Origin of the sequence: Corynebacterium faecale, from assembly GCF_030408735.1 — a bacterium.
GTDB classification, from domain to species: domain Bacteria; phylum Actinomycetota; class Actinomycetes; order Mycobacteriales; family Mycobacteriaceae; genus Corynebacterium; species Corynebacterium faecale.
This window is the reverse complement of sequence record NZ_CP047204.1, coordinates 2,750,080-2,770,363: the sequence shown is the minus strand read 5'-3', so window position 1 is coordinate 2,770,363 and position 20,284 is coordinate 2,750,080. Positions and strand designations below refer to the sequence as shown.

General features: G+C 60.3%; 14 protein-coding genes and 1 pseudogene. 10 read left to right on the top strand and 5 right to left on the bottom strand.

What is annotated here, in order from left to right; genetic code table 11:
- Nucleotides 1-448 precede the first annotated feature (448 nt).
- On the bottom strand, nucleotides 449-2,713 hold the full coding sequence (locus CFAEC_RS12530) for an N-acetylmuramoyl-L-alanine amidase (RefSeq protein WP_290277319.1): 2,265 nt from the start codon (nucleotides 2,711-2,713) through the stop codon (nucleotides 449-451).
- 323 nt (nucleotides 2,714-3,036) lie between these two features.
- On the opposite strand from CFAEC_RS12530, the gene glf reads away from it, so the two are divergent.
- The gene (glf, locus tag CFAEC_RS12525) at nucleotides 3,037-4,242 is read left to right on the top strand and encodes a UDP-galactopyranose mutase (RefSeq protein ID WP_290277316.1); all 1,206 of its coding nucleotides are present in this window, start codon (nucleotides 3,037-3,039) and stop codon (nucleotides 4,240-4,242) included.
- A gap of 9 nt (nucleotides 4,243-4,251) precedes the next feature.
- On the opposite strand, the gene CFAEC_RS12520 is transcribed toward glf, so the two are convergent.
- Nucleotides 4,252-4,641, bottom strand: a complete 390-nt coding sequence (locus CFAEC_RS12520) for a hypothetical protein (protein ID WP_290277314.1) — start codon at nucleotides 4,639-4,641, stop codon at nucleotides 4,252-4,254.
- Between the two features lie 25 nt (nucleotides 4,642-4,666).
- Between CFAEC_RS12520 and CFAEC_RS12515 the strand changes: the two genes are divergently transcribed.
- From CFAEC_RS12515 to CFAEC_RS12505, 3 genes and pseudogenes are all read left to right on the top strand, one after another.
- Nucleotides 4,667-5,236, top strand: a complete 570-nt coding sequence (locus tag CFAEC_RS12515) for a phosphoesterase (RefSeq protein WP_290277313.1) — start codon at nucleotides 4,667-4,669, stop codon at nucleotides 5,234-5,236.
- Nucleotides 5,233-5,742 carry a phosphatase PAP2 family protein gene (locus CFAEC_RS12510; RefSeq protein ID WP_290277312.1) on the top strand — a complete coding sequence of 170 codons (510 nt, stop codon included), beginning with the start codon at nucleotides 5,233-5,235 and terminating at the stop codon, nucleotides 5,740-5,742. Before CFAEC_RS12515 ends, CFAEC_RS12510 begins: the two co-directional genes overlap by 4 nt.
- Before the next feature lie 57 nt (nucleotides 5,743-5,799).
- Nucleotides 5,800-5,895 (top strand): annotated as a pseudogene (locus tag CFAEC_RS12505) (F0F1 ATP synthase subunit B); the annotation flags it as partial.
- Nucleotides 5,896-6,021: 126 nt separating this feature from the next.
- On the opposite strand, the gene CFAEC_RS12500 reads toward CFAEC_RS12505, so the two are convergent.
- Together CFAEC_RS12500 and CFAEC_RS12495 are read right to left on the bottom strand one after the other, a co-directional pair.
- Nucleotides 6,022-7,401 (bottom strand): DUF5129 domain-containing protein, encoded by a 1,380-nt coding sequence (locus tag CFAEC_RS12500; protein WP_290277310.1) that lies wholly within the window; start codon nucleotides 7,399-7,401, stop codon nucleotides 6,022-6,024.
- Nucleotides 7,402-7,455: 54 nt separating this feature from the next.
- Nucleotides 7,456-8,784, bottom strand: coding sequence for an MFS transporter (locus CFAEC_RS12495; protein ID WP_290277308.1), 1,329 nt, complete (start codon nucleotides 8,782-8,784; stop codon nucleotides 7,456-7,458).
- 335 nt (nucleotides 8,785-9,119) lie between these two features.
- Here CFAEC_RS12495 and CFAEC_RS12490 point away from each other — a divergent pair, with 335 nt between their 5' ends.
- From CFAEC_RS12490 to CFAEC_RS12470, 5 genes are all read left to right on the top strand, one after another.
- Nucleotides 9,120-11,090, top strand: coding sequence for a glycosyltransferase (locus CFAEC_RS12490; protein WP_290277307.1), 1,971 nt, complete (start codon nucleotides 9,120-9,122; stop codon nucleotides 11,088-11,090).
- The gene (locus tag CFAEC_RS12485; RefSeq protein WP_290277305.1) at nucleotides 11,080-11,586 is read left to right on the top strand and encodes a phosphatase PAP2 family protein; all 507 of its coding nucleotides are present in this window, start codon (nucleotides 11,080-11,082) and stop codon (nucleotides 11,584-11,586) included. The genes CFAEC_RS12490 and CFAEC_RS12485 overlap by 11 nt, the downstream gene beginning before the upstream one ends.
- On the top strand, nucleotides 11,583-12,584 hold the full coding sequence (locus CFAEC_RS12480; protein WP_290277303.1) for a decaprenyl-phosphate phosphoribosyltransferase: 1,002 nt from the start codon (nucleotides 11,583-11,585) through the stop codon (nucleotides 12,582-12,584). Before CFAEC_RS12485 ends, CFAEC_RS12480 begins: the two co-directional genes overlap by 4 nt.
- Before the next feature lie 554 nt (nucleotides 12,585-13,138).
- Entirely contained in the window at nucleotides 13,139-15,130 is a 1,992-nt protein-coding gene (locus tag CFAEC_RS12475; protein ID WP_290277302.1) for an arabinofuranosyltransferase AftB family protein, read from the top strand.
- Between the two features lie 147 nt (nucleotides 15,131-15,277).
- A complete protein-coding gene (locus tag CFAEC_RS12470; RefSeq protein ID WP_290277301.1) occupies nucleotides 15,278-16,303 on the top strand; it encodes an alpha/beta hydrolase in 1,026 nt (341 codons plus the stop codon).
- 96 nt (nucleotides 16,304-16,399) lie between these two features.
- On the opposite strand, the gene gntP is transcribed toward CFAEC_RS12470, so the two are convergent.
- Entirely contained in the window at nucleotides 16,400-17,743 is a 1,344-nt protein-coding gene (gene gntP, locus CFAEC_RS12465; RefSeq protein ID WP_290277299.1) for a gluconate permease GntP, read from the bottom strand.
- A 577-nt stretch (nucleotides 17,744-18,320) separates the two neighbouring features.
- On the opposite strand from gntP, the gene CFAEC_RS12460 reads away from it, so the two are divergent.
- On the top strand, nucleotides 18,321-20,282 hold the full coding sequence (locus CFAEC_RS12460) for an alpha/beta hydrolase-fold protein (protein ID WP_290277297.1): 1,962 nt from the start codon (nucleotides 18,321-18,323) through the stop codon (nucleotides 20,280-20,282).
- The last annotated feature ends 2 nt before the right edge of the window (nucleotides 20,283-20,284 follow it).

Here is a 20,284-nt window from a genome sequence, read left to right as displayed (position 1 = left end):
TTGAAGCCTAGAGGAGACGGTGTGGTCACGGGGTAATTTTATCCGGAGAGGGGGTCCGGTGGCGCGCTTTGAAGTGCAGCGGTTACCAGCTTATCGACGGCACGGTGATTTCCGGTGAGGATATGCGAAATATGGAAACAGCAAGGATCCACGCCAGAACATGCCCAGAATCAGGGCACTTCGGGTTTTGTAGACAACCGGACACCTAACTGATCATGTATTCCCTGCCCTCAATACCCGCCTGGGTGAAGCGAGGTTCAGCACCGTCAGCGCCGACGCAACCGCCAATCCGACAAGCCCGCCGAGGATGGCAAGGTTACCTGATGCGGTACTACTAGTTCCGCTTAAGGTTTTTCACCTTCTGAAGGGATAAGAGCTGGGCCCCGCTGCTTCAGGGAAAGCAGCGGGGTCCAGCTCTTATTTCAAGGTTCTTAGGGCCGTGCGGCGGCTAGGTGAGCTGGATGTCCACCTTGGCGGTTGCTGGATCGAAGGTGATATAACCACCCTGGAAGTCCACCCGCAGCAGATTGCCATCACGGTATTCGTGGTTGAGCGGCAGGCCGAGCGGGCCGAGGTCTGCGCCCTGCTGAGCCCAGGTGTCACCGATGACACCCCACAGGCCATGGGTTCCTGCCTCCGGGGAGGAGACCATGATGCCGTTCTCGAAGGGCATAAAGGACACCTCGGAATTACGGGCACCGGTGTACTGCACGGTGGTCGCACCACCCGTGGCAGCACCCAGGACCGGGCCGAGCGCATTGTTCAGGTCATTCCAGGTGCGTGAATACTCATTGTCACCTGTTAGATCAGCAACGGTGTTGCCCACGGCGACCACATCATTCAAGGCCACGTTGTCCAAGGTCGGGACACCGTTGAGGTTTCCGACATTACCCAGAAGGTCACCCAAATCACCATCAACGGCTGCGATACCGATGATGGCAGCCAGGATTGATCCGAGGCCGGTGAGCAGCTGGGAGGTGTTCGCTCCATTGAGCAGTGTGCTGCCCTCTGAGGATCCACCAGTGATCACAGAGTTGAGGATATCAAGATCACTGGAACCGCTGGAAGGCTGTGGTTCTGGTTCTGGTTCTGCGGTAACGGTGACGGTGACCTCCGCGCCTTCAGAATCAGTTGTCTCCGCGGGGTCAGTTGTCTCTGTGGGATCCGTGGGATCCGTGGGGTCCGCGGGCTCCGGGGTGCTCGTGGCAGTGGTATCCGGAGCAGTGGTGGTCGTGGTGGTTGTCTCCGTTGTGGTGCCGTCCGAAGCCCCGAGCTGGATCGAGGTGTACTTCGCCTGGGCGATGTCGCGGATCGCATCCATCTGGGCATAACCCGCATCACCTGGGCAGGCTGTACTTCCTACGTTACGATGAGCGAAGATATTGGGCAGGGTGACGGCCTGACCAGCGCGGTAGAAGGTGTAGCTGGAACCCTCGGAGTAATGGGTGTCCTGGCCCTTCGGCTCAAAACCGGCGACCTTTGCACGCCAACCGGCAAGCTCACCCACGGACTGGATGGTTGCTGCGGGAGGGGTGACATTCTGGTAGTTGCCCATCATGGAGATAGCCCAGGTGTTCTGGTTGAAACCGCCGGCGTGTGCACCACGGACAGCACGGTTCAAGCCACCGAAGCGGCCTTCATAAATGGTGCCGTACTTGTCCACGAGAGCCTGGTACCCGATATCGCACCAACCCAGGGTGACTGCATGGTAGTTGTAATAACCACGCATCCGGGCGGCACTCTCCGCGCGGGTGTAGTTATTGCTACCAGCGGTGTGGTGGATGGTGATGGCGGAGACATCGTCATCGATGGTGGGGTTACTGCAGCGACTGGCCTCATTGGCTCCCCAGCCTGCACGGGAGATCACGCGTGGCATTCCGTCCGAGTCCGCCATGAGATCGACTCCACCGACACCTGCGTCGGCGTTGCCGTCAATGAACACGGCATCCAGATCGCTGGCCACCTCAGCCACCGGCTGGATGTCACCGTAGTTGGATGGCAGTGGTGCCAGGCCACCGGTCCCCGGGGCTGGCGCTTCAGCCGGAGCTGGTGCTTCCTGCACAACTTCTTCCTGTGCAGCCTCTTCAGGGGCCTCCGCGACCTGGGCCTCGATTGCCGGGGCCGGTTCCTCTATGGGGGCTGACTCGACAGGCTCAGCGGCGTAGTCGGCGACGGGAGCTGCCTCAGGGATGGCGTTACCTGCTCCGTCGTTGGCTGCCGCGGCGGCGTCGTCGCCAAAGAGATCAACGTTGAGTGTGGATACCTGAATCCTGTTAGTGGATCCGTGGAAGATCAGATCGGTGCCACGGGTGCCATTCGATTCAGGGGATTCCGCAGAGATGGGTTCCATGTCAAACCACTCGGTCCAGGAACCATCAGCCATTTCGGCGCGGACGAATGCGGTGATATCGCGGTCACCGGTCCAGGTCAGGGCGAACATGGAGAAAGGTTCTTCGCGCTGGAATTCCTTCACAGTGCGGGGGCCGGGCTCCTCGCCCTGGGCGGTAATGGCGGGGTCGTCGACCACGATATTGGCCCCACTGGCGAAGTTGGCGGACTGGTTCATCACGTCGACGGGGCCGATGCCCTCGTTCTGCGTGCGGAGGATCTGACTATTGGCGGCTGCGAGCCCGGAGGCGACAAGCGCAATAGACAGCAGGATAGCGAGTGTCGGCCTGTGCCGGACTGCGCTGATGCGGCGTCGTTGCTGCACGGTAATTCTCCCTGATGATGGTGGTGCGGCTGAGACTGTTAGAAACAATTGGCTAGCTTAGTCAACTTATGGGGTTAATGGTACTTGTGGGACTGATGTTTTTCTTGGTGAGGTTGTGCCTTGAAAGTAGCTGTGAACTCCCCGAATGTGGCTGAATTCATGGTTAGACCACCAATGATTCCTTAATGGCGCAGGTCATTACCGGCTCCGTGAGTGCTGTTTTCCGTAGGGCCTTCGTTGCATGGCCGGCCAATCATCGGTAGATGACAGAAACAGGAGTGTTCAAGATTCTTATGGAGCGGTCGTGGGTTAGTGTCAAAGCCATGACGGATTCGAAGAAATATGACCTGATTGTCGTAGGCTCCGGTCTTTTTGGCCTGACCGTGGCAGAACGTGCAGCATCCCAGCTGGGCAAGCGGGTGCTCATTGTTGAGCGTCGCGCACACCTGGGCGGTAACGCCTACTCCGAAGCTGACCCGGAGACCGGCATCGAGGTGCACAAGTATGGTGCGCACCTCTTCCACACCTCCAATGAGCGCGTGTGGAACTACGTCAGCCAGTTCACCGAGTTCACGGATTACCAGCACCGTGTCTTCGCCATGCATGACGGCACCGCCTACCAGTTCCCGATGGGCCTGGGTCTGATCAACCAGTTCTTCGGCAAGTACTACAGCCCGGAAGAAGCGCGCGCCCTGATCAAGGAGCAGGCTGCTGAGATCAGCACCGAGGATGCCACCAACCTGGAGGAAAAGGCGATCTCCCTGATCGGCCGTCCCCTCTACGAGGCCTTCATCCGTGACTACACCGCCAAGCAGTGGCAGACGGACCCGAAGAACCTGCCCGCCGGCAATATCACCCGCCTGCCGGTGCGCTACACCTTCAACAACCGCTACTTCAACGACACCTACGAGGGCCTGCCGGTCGATGGCTACACCGCCTGGCTGGAGCGCATGGCTGAGCATGAGCTTATCGACGTCCGCCTCGACACCGACTGGTTCGACGTCCGCGAGGACCTGCGCGCAGCAAACCCGGAGGCCCCTGTCGTCTACACCGGCCCACTGGACCACTACTTCGACTACGCCGAAGGTGAGCTCGGCTGGCGCACCCTTGACTTCGACGCCGAGGTCCTAGAAATCGGTGACTTCCAGGGCACCTCCGTGATGAACTACAACGACGCGGATGTCCCCTACACCCGTATCCACGAATTCCGTCACTTCCACCCGGAGCGCGAGGACCGCTACCCGAAGAACAAGACGGTGATCATGCGTGAGTTCTCCCGCTTCGCCGAAGAGGGGGATGAGCCGTATTACCCGATCAACACCCCTGATGACCGCGAGATGCTCAAGAAGTACCGCGAGCGCGCCGCAGCCGAGGCCCGCGAGAACAATGTTCTCTTTGGTGGTCGCCTGGGTACCTACCAGTACCTGGACATGCACATGGCCATCGGTGCAGCCCTGGTGCTTTTCGACAACAAGCTCACCCCGTTCTTCACCGCCGGCACTCCACTTGAGCAGGAGCGTGGACACTAGAACGGCTTTTTATGTCGGGCGGTTGATGGTTCTCACCATCATGACAAAGGTGATGACCAACCACACCAGGTTGAAAAACTGCAGTGCAATCGATGGATGGAAGATCACCGGTTCACCACTGACCGGAATGAGCCAGAGATAGGCCGAGAGTCCGAACAGGGCTGCAATCACGATTGTGGTGGTAACCAACGTCCAGGTCGGAGCAAGATCACTGACTCTGATGCAGAACATCACCGTCCCGATGGTCAAGAGCAGGCAACCGAGCAGGTAGACAACCCAGGCGAAAAGGCCCATGGGCGCGGTGATGAGATCAATGACCCAGGCCGCAATGCTCATGCTGACCGCTCCTGCAAAGAGCGGGAGGAAAGTTAGATAGCCGATCTCCCGGAGTTGGTTCATGATGGCCACCCTAGACTCATCTGATGTGAATGCTGAACAACTGGCCCGGGTGCTCAGTGAGGCCATGGCGCCCTGGGTACTGAATATCGGATTCTTTGTGGTGTTGGGAGCGCATACAAGCTCCTGGACACCAGCGCTGGTGGCGGCGATCGGCACCGGGGTGGTGCCCATGCTGCTCATCCTGGTGCTCATGCGGATGGGACGCGTGGGCAACCACCATGTCACGGCCCGGAGTCAGCGCAGCCTGGTTTACATGGGGATCCTGATCTGCGTGGTGGGCCTCATTGCAGTGCTCTCCTGGCTGGACACCCCACGCCTGATCTGGGTGGGGGTGCTCTCTGCTCTGGTGTTCCTGGTGGTGTTCGGTCTGCTAACCCTCAAGATCAAGGCGTCGGTGCATGTCGGCCTGTGGGTGTGTCTGATCGTATTTTTGGGGCTCGCGGTCAGCCCCTGGTGGTTTGCGGGCCTGCTGCTGACGCCGGTGACGGCCTGGGCGCGGATCAGAATCAGGCATCACACCATCCCGGAGATCACCGCAGGTGCCGTGGCAGGCATTGTGGTCACCACGATCTGCTACCTGGGTTTTCTTATATGAGCACTCTTGATCAGAGCATCCTGGAGTTTTTCATCGATCACCGCGTGGAGGCACTGACTCCGGTGATCATCATCCTCACCCTGCTGACCGGTCCGACGCTGGTGTGGTTCTACTCCATCGTGGTGGCGGTGGTGGTGCGGAAACTCTGGCCACCCATCGCGGTGGGTGTGGCGAATCTGACCAGCCACGTGGCCAAGCGCCTCATCGACCGTCCGCGCCCCGATTCGGCGTACCACCTGGTGGAGGAAACCAATGCCGCCATGCCCTCGGGACATAGTGTCGGGGCTGCGGCCTTTGCCATGGCCATCACCCTGTTAGCGCGTAGGTGGTGGACTCTGTTGCTCTGGGTGCTGGCGATGCTCATCGGATTGTCCAGGCTCTATGTGGGTGTGCACTGGCCCAGTGACCTACTCGTCGGCTGGCTTATGGGCGCGGTCATTGTCCTGGCCATCCACACAGCGTTTCACAGAATCAGCTGGTATCCCCCCCGACCGGTGTTAGCGTAGCGGGAGCCCAACACCAACTAAAAGGATGATGACGTGTTTGCTTCTGCTGCGCTGCCTATGGAATATAGCGACTCCATACTGATGCCGAAAACCTATGACATTGTCTGGTCCTTGATCCCGCTGGTTGTGATTCTCTTTTACTGGGCGCTGATCACGGTCATTGAACGCAAACGCGGTTCCAGCTGGCTCACTGTGATCCTCTGGTGTCTCCTCGCCCTGGTGGTACCGATTGCCGGATTCTTCATCTGGCTGATATTTGTTGCCCGCAACTACCCCGCATCACCAGCCGGAACTGCCACCCGCCCCGGAGAACCCACTGCTGAATGAGGTATTGGAAGACCCAGCGGATGAGGCAGCCGAGGCCGCACTCACATCCGCTGCATGCCAGGTGCTGATCATGTAGAAGGGCACAAAGGAGTTATAGCCGGTGCCCACGCGCCAGTCATTGTCATAGATGGCCGGAGTTGAGTGCTCAGTGCGTTCAACCTCCTCCATGTGCTTCTCCACCCCGGTCAGGGCGGCGGAATAATCACGGATCACGCGGGCATACTCATCCATGAAGGTGGGCGAGGCCGTGGACATTCCCTCGATGCGGTTGATCAATTCCTGCAGGGTGTCATCCAGGACGGAGTCCTTGTCATTGATCTCCAGGCGGGCCTCCTGGATATCTTCCCGCAGGCGGGTCAGTTCCCGGCGGCGCACACCTTCATCTCCATGTTCCATGTCATAGAGGGTGTCAATGTTCTTCTGGGCAGTCTCCATCTGGGTCACCGTGGTGCGGGCCGTCTCCAGGGCAGCTGCATGGGCGAGGAAGGCCTTGTCCTCAGAGGCGGCAGACAGATCGCCGAAGGTGCCGAAGGTGTCATTGACCTCCAGGAAGCGGGTATTCACATCGTCCCACTGGCGTCGTAATTCATCATCGGCCAGGGGAGAGGTCAGTGAATGGGCGCGGATGTTGATCCCATCCAGCTGCTGTGCCGTCTCGCCATAGTGTTTCTGGGCATAATCGAAGTTCTCGCGTGCCTTCTTGGCCTTGTTCTTCCTGCTGGCCACTACACCCATTCCCACTGCGCCAGCTCCGACCACTCCGATCCCACCCACGATGCCTCCGACGACCCACCAGTTGGTTTCTGAAGGTTCATTGATCACGGTGGGATCAGCTACTGATTGGGAGCCTTCGAACATAGCCAGTGCAGTTCTACCGTCTTGCAGCAGTGGTTTCATGGAATCATTGATGGCATCCAGCCGGTCCTGTTCAGCAAGTCTGGTGGCAGCTGCAACATCATTTCCGGCGTAGGTGCCCACCTGGTTTGGGTCGAAACCAACCGCGATGATCAGCTCACCCGGGGCGAAGGAATCCTCCTGGATCCATTCCGGATACTCGGCGCGCAGCAGCTCCTCAATATCATCATTGAGATTGGAGGAGTTCTCGCTGAAGGTGATGTAGCGAACGCTGCGGACCGCGTCAGGGAAATCAATCCCCGGGGTGTCGGTGATCAACCACTGTTCATCCTCCGCGGAGATCTCCTCAGCGCCATCCACCACGGTGACCTGAAGGTCCGTGATGGTGGTTTGGGCGCCGGCGAGGGGAACTGAGAAAAGCAGCAGTACGCCCGCAGCTAATCCGGCGGAAGCTTTGATCAATGTTCGTGGGGCCATATCGCCAGACTAGGCCCAGGCCACCATCGGCTCAATGGGTTCGCAGGATTGTGATCATTTCTCCACCAGGACAGGCTCCGGAACAACCACATGAATCTCACGGTGGAGGGTGATGCCCCGCAGGGTGGTGGCACCCAGCAGCATGATGCACCCGACGATGAGATAGATATGGAAGGGGGTGATGCCGGCGTCGATAAGCACACCGACGCCGAGCGGCGCCAGGATCGCACCGATCCGGCCCACGCCCAACGCCATGCCCACGCCCGTGGTGCGCATGCCCGCGGAGTAGACCTGAGGCGCGATGGAGTAGAGGCCCGCGATGCAGCCGTTGAGCAGCATGCCCGTGATCACGCCGAGGCTGAAGGCGATCGTGGCCACCGCGATGCTGGAGATGAACCCCACCAACAACACCGCGGAACCGATACTGAAGACGATGAGCACGCGCTGGGCGGAGAATCGTGTGGTCAGCCACCCATAGAGAAGCGAACCGAGGGAACCGCCCAGGGTGAGCAGCAAACCGCCCACGATGGATTGCTGTGCTGACATGCCGGCATCTTCCAGCAGCTTCGGAGTCCAGGATGATGCCACCTGGAAACCGATGGTGATCAGGGCGAACGCACCCCAGAGTTTGAGGGTGTTGCGCTTGAACGCTGGGCTGAGCACCGCGGTGATGCCGCTGCGGGGTTGGGAACCTGCGGACAGCGGAGGGTTCAGGGTGAATTTTTCCCTGATTCCCAACCGACCTGCGATCTGTTTTGCCCGGGCCTGGTCATCACGGTGGCGCAGGTAGTCGAAAGATTCCGGGATGAACGCCCAGACGGCCGCGAGGCCGACAGCACTGAGGGCCGCACCGGCCAGGAACACCACGCGCCAGCCCACGGTGGGGATCAGTTGCGCGGCGAGTAGACCACCCAGGGTGGCACCCACCCCGTATCCGGCGGCGTAGATGCTGATCGCCATGCCGCGGTTGCGTTTATTGGAGTATTCACTGGTGATCACGGTGACCACGGTTAGTACACCACCCACGCCGATGCCGGTGAGGAGGCGGGCCATACCCAGTTCGGTGGCGGAACCGGCCACACCGGACCACAGCAGGCCGATGCCGTCCAGGGTCAGGGCAGCCAGGAGGATCGGCCGGCGCCCCAGACGATCGCCCAGGGGCCCGAAGGTGAGGGAACCGATGCCCATGCCGATGAAGCCGAGGCTGATCAGGAACCCGAGCTGGGATCCGCTCAAACCGAATTCAGCTGCCACGGAGTTGGCGGTGAAGGCCATGGCGAGGATGTCATATCCATCCATGGCGTTGAGAAATGTAGCTATTGCAATGATGAACCACTGATACCGGGTCATCGCCCGGGTATCAATGAGGGTTCGGATATCCATGTTGATGCGTGCCTTTCAAGCGGAAGTACTGCATTAAAGGGGCACGCTTGCCTGCGATAAACCGGGGCTCCGGTAGTTGGAAGCGCAAGAAACCTGTGAGTTCAGGTTGGGTCTGAACGTAGTGCACGACCTCGTGGGCAACCAAAGCCACTTTGAATTAAATTCGTTCTACCGGCTGGTGGGGGTCCGCTGTTGTGGGTCGGTGTGGTGATTCCCTGCATCCTCCCATGGAGTTTCCAGGGTTGGTGCGGCGCGTAAGTTCTGTGAACCGGGGGAGTGGATACTACGCTTGAGATCGGATAATTCTGAGTTCAATGAAGGGTGAAGATACGTCAATGAGCACAACGAACCTGGCGGTTGAGCAGCTACAGCGCGTGCTCCTGCCGAGGCGAGGCGAGCCAGCAGATGTCAGGTCCCTGTACCTGCTCGAGGCGGATATCAATAAGGAGCGCCTGGAATGGGAGGACCGTTTCAGCGTTTCCGTGCCTGCCGGTGCGGAAGTATCTTTCCAGACCTACTTCAATGCTTTCCCCGCCAGCTACTGGCGTCGCTGGTCACAGCTTGATTCCGTGATCCTCAAACTGGAGATCAAGGGCGAGGCCCGCGTGGATCTCTACCGCTCCAAGATCGACGGTGCCCGCATCGGCGTTGACGGCGCAGTGGTCCGGGATGAGACCATCGAGTTCGAGGTCTCCCTCGCCCCCTTCGAAGACGGTGGCTGGATCTGGTTCGACCTCACCGCAGAAACCGACGCGGAAATCATCGAAGCCGGTTGGTACGCACCCTTCGCCCCGAAGGCACAGATTATGCCTGATGGCACCGAAGTCGGACCGTTCGAGGCCCGCGCCACCATCGGCATCCCCACTTTCAACCGCCCCGCTGATGCTGTGGCGGCTCTGGAGGCACTCGCCTCCGACCCGGCTGTGGACGCAGTGATTGATACCGTGATCATGCCGGACCAGGGCAACAAGCATCCTGCTGATGAGCCCGGCTACAAGGCAGCCACGGAACACTTCGGTGATCGCTTCTTCGAGTTCCGTCAGGGCAACCTCGGTGGCTCCGGTGGTTATTCCCGCATCATGTTCGAGGCCCTCGGCGGTGTCGATGGCACCGGTGAAGCTGGCGCCAAGAAGAGCCCCTATATCCTCTACATGGACGATGACATCGCCATCGAGCCGGACTCTGTCCTGCGTGCCCTGCAGGTCGCCCGTTATGCCAAGTCGCCCATGCTGGTGGGTGGGCAGATGCTCAACCTCCAGGAACGCAGCCATCTGCATTCCATGGGCGAGGTTGTCGGCGGCCATGATTTCATGTGGACCTCCGCACCGCATGTCCACTATGACCACGACTTCTCCAAACACCCGCTGTCCGATCGCGGTGATTATGACGACGATCCGGACGCCCCGAACTCCCGGGATCTGCACCGCCGCATCGATGTTGATTACAACGGCTGGTGGATGTGCATGATCCCCCGCGTTGTCGCAGAGAAGATCGGCCAGCCCCTGCCACTCTTTATCAAGTGGGATGACGCTGAATACGGACTGCGCGCAGGTGCCAACGGTTTCCCCACCGCCACCTGGCCGGGCGTCGCCATCTGGCACATGGCCTGGTCCGACAAAGACGACGCGATTGACTGGCAGGCTTACTTCCACCTGCGCAACCGCCTCATCGTGGCAGCCATGAACCATGAGGGTTCCGTCGACGGCATCGTCCGCTCCATGCAGAAGGCCACCTTCAAGCACCTGCTCTGCCTGGAATACTCCACCGTGGCCATCCAGAATGAGGCCATGAAGGACTTCCTCGCAGGCCCTGAGCAGCTTTTCGACATCCTCGAGACCTCCCTGCCTCGCATCGCTGCGATCCGCAAGACCTACCCGGATGCGGTGGTGGTCCCGACTGCCGCCGAACTACCCCATGCCACCGGCGCGCCGGGTGTGCCCACCAAGGACATCGGTGGCCGTCTCGCCCCGATCAAGAAGGCTGTGTGGCTGGCCAAGGGCCTCAAGCATTCCCTGTCCAAGGAAAACAAGGAACACCACGATGTTCCACAGGCCAACTTCGCGCCGATCGAGGCCCGCTGGTTCAGCCTCTCCCGCGTCGACGGTGCCACCGTCACCACCGCGGACGGCCGTGGCGTTGTCTATCGCAAACGCGACCGTGACAAGGCGAAGGAACTGGGCAAGGAGGCCCTGCACCTGCAGAAGCAGGTCGCAGAGCGTTTCGACGAACTACGCGCCCGCTACCGCAGTGCACATCCTGAACTGATCAGCCGCGAGTCATGGGGCAAGGTTTTCAATGAGCAATAAAGAAGTCCAGATCCTGGTTGATATCCAGAAGAATCTTCTGGCGCAGCCTGCTGTGCTCCCCACCGCAAAGGGGCTCAGCCTCCTCGGTGAACATGCCGCCGGCTGGTTGGCACTCGGGACAGTCGGAGTGGTCGCGGATAAGCGTCGCCGTCGCTCCTGGGCTGGCCTCTTTGTTGCGGCGCTGGCCAGTCATGCGGCCTCGGTGATCATCAAGCGCATCGTACGGCGCCCGCGCCCGAATGACGTGCTGATCCAGATCGGTGTGGGAACACCATCGAAGCTCAGCTTCCCGTCCTCCCACGCCACATCGACCACCGCCACCATGGTGTACCTGGCACGCATCACCAAGTCACCCCTGCCGCTGTTGGGCATTCCCGTGATGGCTTTATCGCGTATGGTTCTCGGAGTCCACTACCCGACGGATGTGCTCGCGGGCACGATTCTGGGCGCGGCCACCGCCGAAGCCGTCCACAAGTTTGAAAGGGCAACCGCGTGAGCGACAAGACAGTTGAGAATCAGGAACATCAACACGAATACCTGGGGTCAGAGCCGCACACCTCGGCGCTGGTGAACGACGGTAAGAAACGTCAACCACCGAAGAACCTCCCCGATGCGATGATCAAGGCCCTGCGCCCCAAGCAGTGGGTCAAAAACGTCCTGGTGCTCGCGGCCCCGCTCGCGGCCGGCGCCGACGCGATCTTCAACCAACGCACGCTTCTCGACGTAGCCCTCGCCTTCGTTGTCTTCTGCTTCGCGGCCTCCGCGGTCTACCTTGTCAACGATGCCCGCGACGTGGACGCCGACCGAGCCCACCCCACCAAGCGTTTCCGCCCCATCGCCGCTGGCGTCCTGCCGATCAACCTCGCCTATGCGATGTCTGTTGTGCTCATCGTCGCCGCCGTCGGGCTGTCCTTCCTGGCCACCGACGGCATCGCCCTGGCAGCAGTGGTCGGTGTATACATCCTGCTTCAGCTGGGATATTGCTTCGGATGGAAACACCAGCCGGTGATCGATATCGCCCTGGTTTCCTCCGGCTTCATGCTGCGTGCCATGGCCGGTGGTGTGGCCGCGGGTATCGAACTGTCCCAATGGTTCCTCCTGGTCGCCGCCTTCGGTTCCCTCTTCATGGCCTCTGGAAAGCGCTACTCCGAGATCCTCCTCGCCGAGCGCACCGGCGCCAAGATCCGTAAATCCCTGGAAAGCTACACCCCGACCTACCTGCGTTTTGTGTGGACACTGTCCGCCACCGCCGTGGTCATGGCCTACGCGCTGTGGGGTTTCGATCTCTCCCAGGCATCTTCTGACGCGGGCCCGTGGTACCAGATCTCCATGGTGCCCTTCACCGTGGCCATCCTCCGTTATGCAGCTGGTGTGGATACCGGCGACGGCGGTGCCCCAGACGAAGTTGCCCTGAGCGACCGGACCCTCCAGGTGCTGGCACTGGCCTGGCTGTTCTGCATCGTGATGGCTGTCTACATCATGCCGGCCTTGTAACTGGTTGGATCTGGTGGAAGTTGGTCTGTGAGCGAGATGCTGCTCACAGGCCAACTTTTTGTTTGGCGGAGCCTGGCGGGCAAAACCGTACGGACTCGGCTCCGCGCAGGCCCTGTTGTCGGGGTAGTTCGTACCCTTTTGCACACCCAGCCCTCCGTACCCAGACCAGCGGGGGTCCAGCGGGCAGAACCGTACGGACTGGGCCACGAACAGGCCCTGTTGCCGACCTAACTTGTACCCTTTTGCACACCCAGCCCTCCGCACCCAGGCCAGCGGGGGTCCAGCGCAGGCCCGCGGGCAAAACCGTACGGACTGGGCCACGAACAGGCCCTGTTGCCGACCTAACTTGTACCCTTTTGCACACCCAGCCCCTCGCATCCAGGCCAGCGCGGGCCCAGCGCGGGCCGGCGGGCAAAACCGTGCGCCCCACATGAGCTGATCACCCCCAGCAGGTGAGAAAAACCGAAGTCACACAGGAAAGTTGCTGGGCAATGGCCTCTGACCAGCATGTCCATTAACTATGGAGGCACCCTGCGGTGCTAGCATGTGGCCTCATGACGTTAACCACCCCACGTCCAGAACCCGGGGCCTCCACGGCAGTGACCGAACCTTCGCAGAAGTCCCCGAAGGGCGCTCCGAACATCACCTTGATCACCGCGATTCTTGCTGCGTTGACCGCGGGTGTCTTTGCGTTCTGGGCGGGATGGACCCGCAGGTGGATCAGTGATGATGGGCTGATCGTTCTGCGTACTGTCCGTAATCTCCTGGCGGGCAATGGTCCGGTATTCAATGCGGGTGAGCGGGTGGAGGCCAACACTTCCACGCTGTGGCAGTACCTGATCTACTTGTGGGCGTTGGTCTCCGATATGCGTCTGGAGGATATCGCCCTGTGGTTGGCCATCCTGTTCACCACGGCTGCGGCGGTGATTGGTGTGCTGGGTACCGCGCATCTGCACCGACACAGGTTGGTGGTGCTGCTCCCGGCGGGTGTGATCGGTTATTTCAGTCTGTCGCCGGCACGGGATTTTGCCACGTCGGGTCTTGAGTGGGGCCTGGCTCTGTTCTGGATCGCGGTGTGGTGGTTGCTGCTGGTCCTCTGGGCAACCTCCGGCCCGGCGTCGAAGGGGCGTCGGGCCACTGATCGTCTCAACGCGGGTGCCGTTACCTATGCGTTGGCGTTCTGGGCGGGCATCAGTTGGTTGGTTCGCCCCGAGTTGGCGCTCTATGGAGGGCTCACGGGTATTCTGCTGCTGGTTTCCGCCCCTTCGTGGAAGGTGATGCTGGGGATCATCGCCGTGGCTCTGCCGGTGCCGGCCGGGTACCAGATCTTCCGGATGGGTTTTTACGGTCTGATCGTGCCGCACACGGCGGTGGCTAAGTCGGCGTCGGATTCGATGTGGGGCACGGGTTGGGATTATGTCCTCAATTTCACGGGCCCGTATAACCTCTGGCTGGGGTTGGCGTTGCTGATCGCCGCAGGTCTGGTGACGGTGACCCGTGGTCACCGTGATGCTTTTCGACGCCCCACCCGTCTCCACCTCCGCACTCCCGCGATGGTCATCGCCCTGGTGGTCATCTGTGCCTTCATCCACTTCCTCTATGTGATCCGCGTGGGTGGTGATTTCATGCACGCCCGCATGCTGTTGCCTCCGCTGTTCGCTTTGTTGCTGCCGATGGCTGTCATTCCGATCAGCGTGGTGGACCGCACCTGGCAGGATCTGGTGTCGGGTGTGTTGGTGGTGGCGGTGTGGATCTGGTCCACGGTCATCTTCGTCAATGGGCACAACTGGGAGGACCAGGGGGGTGATGTCGTGGATGAGCGTGAGTTCTGGATCGACTTCACCAACCGCGATCACGACAATCCGCCTCTCTATGCCGAGGATTTCCTGACCGTGCGATCCATGACGGATTACGTGGAGGTCATGCAGGAGCAGACTCTGGTGGAGCCGACCGGCCAGCAACTGGCTATCAGGACCATGGAGGGCAATGGTAATACGTGGATCACCACGCCCCGCATGGACGATGCTCAGGCTGGCGATCTGGGTAATCTCCCACCGACGGTGTTCATGGTGAACCTGGGGATGACGTCGATGAATGCACCTCTTGATGTCCGCGTGACTGACCTCATTGGCCTGGCGACCCCGTTGGCGGCCCGCCAGCCGCGTATTGAGGGCGGTCGCATCGGCCACGATAAATTGATGGCCCTGGAATGGCAGGTGGCTGATTCAGCCACGCCTCTGGAGAACACCCCAGGCTGGCTCGATCCGGAGATGGCCGAGCAGGCGCGTCAGGCACTGAGGCACCCCGATCTGGTGGAGCTGTTCCAGGTTTACCGCGAGCCGATGTCCTTCAGCCGTTTCATGGACAATATGAAATATTCCCTCACTGGTGGGCGAACCTTAGAAATTTCTGATGATCCGGCTGATCTTCTGAAAGAATTTGATGCCCCTCCGGCTGATACCTTGTCAGGACTTCCGCTGATCGCCTGGCCAGTGGAAATACACCTTGACGAGCCCCGCGGGGAACCTCTCTACCCTTCACAGTGACTGTTGAAACCACGGTCAGGGATTCTTCATGACTACCCAACATTGTCACGTATTGGTAACGTGTCGGTGGTTAATCGAGATAGGCCCACAAGATGCTCGGCATAGCTGACGCCGAATTCTCAAAACTATTTCTGCCGGAGGAGAAACATGTCCGTATTTTCGCGTGCCGGCGTGGTGAGCCAGAAGCTCATCGCCCTGTTGGTAGCGCTCATCACGGCGGCTGGTCTCATGGTCGTTGGCACCGGCACAGCCGAAGCCAACAACCGTGGCTGGCTGCGCCCCGACGCGACAGGCTTCTGTGACTGGGATGGCGCAGGCAATGGGGTGCAGCGTTGTGATGTCTATTCACCAGCGATGGGCCGTAATATTACTGTCCAGATCCAGCCGTCACAGCGTGGTGGCAACGCAGGTTTCTACCTGTTGGATGGCATGCGTGCCACCAACTGGTCCAACGCCTGGCTGGTCGACACCAATGCTGCTGCACTCTACGATCCCCACAACATCACCCTGGTGATGCCCGTTGGCGGAGCCGGTTCTTTCTACGCGGACTGGAACAACCCTGCCACCATGTCCTCTGCTGAGCCGGTCATCTACATGTGGGAGACCTTCCTCACCGCTGAGCTGCCCACCTATCTCGAGCAGCACTTCGGTGTTGCCCGTAACAATAACTCCATCGCTGGCCTGTCCATGGGTGGTACCGCGGCCCTGAACCTGGCTGCTAAGCACCCGGGCCAGTTCCGTCAGGCACTGTCCTACTCGGGATACCTCAACACCACGGCACCTGGCATGCAGACCATGCTGCGCCTGGCCATGCTGGACACCGGCGGATTCAACGTCAATGCCATGTATGGATCGATCATCAACCCGCGTCGCTTCGAAAATGATCCCTTCTGGAACATGGGCGGCCTGCGTGGCAAGGATGTCTACGTCTCTGCGGCATCCGGTCTGTGGGGACCCCAGGATAACGGCACCCGCGTGGATCATCGCATCAATGGATCCGTCCTCGAATTCATTTCCATGACCTCCACCCGCGTCTGGGAGGCCAAGGCCCGCCTGGAGGGGCTCAACGTCACTGCTGATTACCCCAACACCGGAATCCACAGCTGGACTGAGTTCAACTCCCAGCTACACAAGACCAGGGACCGTGTCCTCAACGTCATGAATGCCTGGTAAGTCCACACCATGAAAATGTCCGGCTCCCCACCTGGGGAGCCGGACATTTTTCGTTGCCGCAACCACCTGAGGGGTGGGGCGTGGATAAGCGGTGTGTTAACCGATGAACACGCTGAGCAGCATCACCACGCCCAGGCCGACGAGGGAGTTACACAGCTGGAGCAGGCCCCAGGTCTTGAGAGTGTCTTTGACCGAGAGGTCGAAATAGCCCTTGAACAGCCAGAAGGAGGCATCGTTGACGTGGGTGAGGGTGTTGGAACCCGCGGCGGTGGCCAGCACCAGCAGGGCGGGGTTCACACCGATGAGAACGCCCGTCGGATCCATGAGGGCGCCGGAGATGATGCCTGCTGCGGTGATCGCGGAGACCACACCCTGGCCTGTGGCCAAACGGATGAGCACCGTGATGAGCCAGGCCATGAGATACGGGGAGAGCGACGAGGCGCTCATGAGGGAACCGATGTAGTCGCCGATGCCGGTATCGATGATCACCTGCTTGAGGGCCCCACCCGCACCGATGATGAGCACCACCATGGCGATGGACTTGATGGCACCCTCGAAATTCTCCATGGCCCAGTCAATGCCACGTTTGGGGCGGATTGCGTAGAAGTAGAAGGCCGCGATCATGGCCACGGACACCGACACCACGGAGGAACCGAAGAAGTTCACGATGGAGTGGGTCAGGGACCCTTCGGTGAGCCAGATGTTGAGGATCGTGGCACCGATCATGAGGAGAGCGGGAATCAGTGGGACGAACAGCGAGATGCCGAAGGAGGGGCGATCCTCCACCGCGACAGGCTCTTCGGCGCGCAGCAGCTTCGGAACGGGGTAGTCGAGGTTGCCGAGGAATTTCGGCAGGATCCAACCGGTGACGAACACCGTCGGGATGGCGACCACAATGCCGAGGATGTAGACCATGCCGATATCGGCACCATAGGCATCCACCAGGGCGACCGGGCCGGGCTGCGGTGGGAAGAGCGAGTGGGCGGTGGTGGTGGCTGCGACCGCCGGGATGGCGATCTTCATGAATGGGACCTTCGCCTCAACCGCCACGGCGATGACAAGTGGTGCCAGGATGATGAAGGCGACCTCGTAGAACATGGCCAGGCCGAAGACGGTGCCGGCGATGACCATGGCCACCTTGACTTTGCCCACACCCATTTTGGCGATGAGGGTGTCTGCGATCTGGGCTGCGGCGCCCGAGTCGACCATTAATTTACCGATGACGGCACCGAAAACGACGATGATGGCCAGGGAGCCGAGGGTTGAGCCGAATCCAGCTTGGATTGTATTGAGTAGATCCATGAGGGGGAAGCCCTCGAGAACACCAATGAGAAGAGCAGCGACCAACAGCGCGAGCATCGCGTTGATCTTCCATTTGATGTTCAGCAGCAGCATGACGCCGATGCCGAGGACAACCCAGACAAGGTGCAGAAAGTCCATGGGGGTTCCTTCGCGTCCTAGAAGTGGGTATTAAGTATTATCTAAGAATCCTAATGGTCACATTTAAAAGGCGTAAGTTTGCTTCTCAGGGTTGGGAGCGGGGGCGGGTGCCGTGCTGGGGCAATGCCGCCACAACACCCCCAGCTATGGCCTATTTCACCTATAGGTAGTCACTTTTGGGGCTCTGCTGATTGGCCGGAGCCTCGCCCGTTCGTCTTGTTGCGTGATGTGCCGCCCCTTTGAACCCTGAATGGGGGGCGGTTTCGGCTGACGGATTGGCAAACAACCAGTATTCTTCGGTGTGTCATTGTAAAAAGTCTCAAGTTGAACTTAAACTTGAGGGCAATCTGGAGTCCGGTCAGGATTTTTTATGAAGTGCTCACACCCCACAGGTGTAACCCTTCTGTCCCGGCTGGCGACAAACAGTGAAGAACTGAACATTCTCAAATCAGGCAGACATTTCCTCATTCACTTAAGGTCCGGTCGGGGAGCGGGGAACTCCCGGATCGGGCCAGGGTGAAGTAAGTTGGACAGTCTGTGAAGGCCGCAAACGAAAAATAACGAGAAGGACAACTTCATGCGCGACACCGCATCACGTTCACCTAAGTCCAGGCGCCGTTCCCTCTGGATCGCAGCTGGCGCTGTGCCGACGGCAATCGCACTGAGCCTTTCACTGGCATCCCCGGCGGCGGCGCAGTCCTCCTTCGGATCCTCCGAGCTCATTGACAGTGGTGTGATCGGTGGCATCGCCGATGGGCTCACTGATTACCTCCGCCCACGCGATGAGGCACTGCCTCAGGGTGAGGTCACCTACCCGGCCATCGAGAACCTGCCTGAAGGCGTCCGCGTCAACAGCGCTGAGTGGGTCACCTCCCACCACGTGGTCTTAAGCATCCAATCCGCGGCCATGCCGGAGAGCCCGATCAAGGTGCAGCTGCTGCTGCCCCGCGACTGGTACTCATCCCCGGATCGTCAGTTCCCGGAGATCTGGGCACTGGATGGTCTGCGTGCCATCGAGAAGCAGTCGGGTTGGACCATCGAGACCAACATCGAGCAGTTCTTCGCAGATAAGAATGCGATCATTGTGCTGCCCGTCGGTGGTGAGAGCTCTTTCTACACCGACTGGAATGAGCCCAACAATGGAAAGAACTACCAGTGGGAGACCTTCCTCATTGAGGAACTCACCCCGATTCTGACCAACGGCTTCCGTTCCAACGGTGAACGCGCCATCAATGGTATCTCCATGGGTGGCACCGCCGCGGCCAACCTGGCCACCCACCACCCGGAGATGTTCAGCTTCGTCGGTTCCTACTCCGGTTACCTGGACACCACCTCCTCCGCCATGCCGGCTGCCATCGGTGCTGCACTTGCCGATGCCGGTGGATACAACGTCAACGCCATGTGGGGCGAGGCCGGTTCTGAGCGCTGGCTGGAAAATGACCCGAAGCGCAATGTTGCTGCCCTCCGTGGCATGTCGGTCTATGTTTCCGCCGGTTCCGGTACTGATGATTACGGTCAGGACGGATCCCCTGCCACCGGTCCGGCCAATGCCGCCGGTGTGGGCCTGGAGCTCATCTCCCGCATGACCAGCCAGACCTTCGTTGATGCCGCCAGGCGTGCAGGCGTGGAGGTCAATGAGAGCTTCCGTCCGTCCGGCGTCCACGCCTGGCCGTACTGGCAGTTCGAGCTGACCCAGGCATGGCCATACATGGCTGATTCCCTCGGTATGTCCACCGAGGATCGCGGTGCGGACTGCGTCGCCAGCGGTGCCATCGCCGATGCCACCGCAGACGGAGCCCTCGGTTCCTGCCTGAACGATGAGTACGCGGTTGCAGGTGGCCAGGTCCAGGACTTCGCCAACGGCCGTGCCTACTGGTCCGCTGAGACCGGTGCCTATGGACTGGTCGGACGGATCAACGCCCGCTACTCCGAACTGGGTGGACCTGACTCCTGGCTGGGCTTCCCCACCACCACCGAGCTGAGGACCCCGGACGGAGTTGGCCGCTATGTCCACTTCCAGAACGGATCCATCTACTGGTCCCCATCCACCGGCCCGTGGGAGATCCCGGGTGACATGCTCGCTGCATGGGGCACCCAGGGTTTTGAGCGTGGCGGCCTCGGCTACCCGGTCGGCCCTGCAGAGGAATTTAATGGCGGACTGGCCCAGGAGTTCCAGGGCGGTTATGTCATCCGCTCCAACAATGACGAGGCCTACTGGGTCCGTGGTGCCATCGCAGCCAAGTACATGGACGGCGATACCGCATCCACCCTCGGCATGCCCACGGGCAATGAGCGCCTGATCGCCGGTGGTGCCTTCCAGGAGTTCACCAACGGCAACATCTACTGGTCCGCAGCGTCCGGTGCCCACTTCATCCGTTACGGCGCGCTTTTCGACGCCTGGGGCGCCAAGGGCTACGAGCAGGGCGAGTACGGCTGGCCCACCACCGACCAGTCCCGCATCGCAGCGGGAGGTGAGACCATCACCTTCCAGAATGGGACCATCCGTCAGGTCAACGGTCGCATCGAGGAGAGCCGTTAGTG

Coding starts and splice junctions, on each gene's coding strand:
- glf (WP_290277316.1), top strand. CDS start 3,037: ATGACGGATTCGAAGAAATATGACCTGATTGTCGTAGGCTCCGGTCTT.
- CFAEC_RS12520 (WP_290277314.1), bottom strand. CDS start 4,641: ATGAACCAACTCCGGGAGATCGGCTATCTAACTTTCCTCCCGCTCTTT.
- CFAEC_RS12510 (WP_290277312.1), top strand. CDS start 5,233: ATGAGCACTCTTGATCAGAGCATCCTGGAGTTTTTCATCGATCACCGC.
- CFAEC_RS12500 (WP_290277310.1), bottom strand. CDS start 7,401: ATGGCCCCACGAACATTGATCAAAGCTTCCGCCGGATTAGCTGCGGGC.
- CFAEC_RS12495 (WP_290277308.1), bottom strand. CDS start 8,784: ATGGATATCCGAACCCTCATTGATACCCGGGCGATGACCCGGTATCAG.
- CFAEC_RS12490 (WP_290277307.1), top strand. CDS start 9,120: ATGAGCACAACGAACCTGGCGGTTGAGCAGCTACAGCGCGTGCTCCTG.
- CFAEC_RS12485 (WP_290277305.1), top strand. CDS start 11,080: ATGAGCAATAAAGAAGTCCAGATCCTGGTTGATATCCAGAAGAATCTT.
- CFAEC_RS12475 (WP_290277302.1), top strand. CDS start 13,139: ATGACGTTAACCACCCCACGTCCAGAACCCGGGGCCTCCACGGCAGTG.
- CFAEC_RS12470 (WP_290277301.1), top strand. CDS start 15,278: ATGTCCGTATTTTCGCGTGCCGGCGTGGTGAGCCAGAAGCTCATCGCC.
- gntP (WP_290277299.1), bottom strand. CDS start 17,743: ATGGACTTTCTGCACCTTGTCTGGGTTGTCCTCGGCATCGGCGTCATG.
- CFAEC_RS12460 (WP_290277297.1), top strand. CDS start 18,321: ATGCGCGACACCGCATCACGTTCACCTAAGTCCAGGCGCCGTTCCCTC.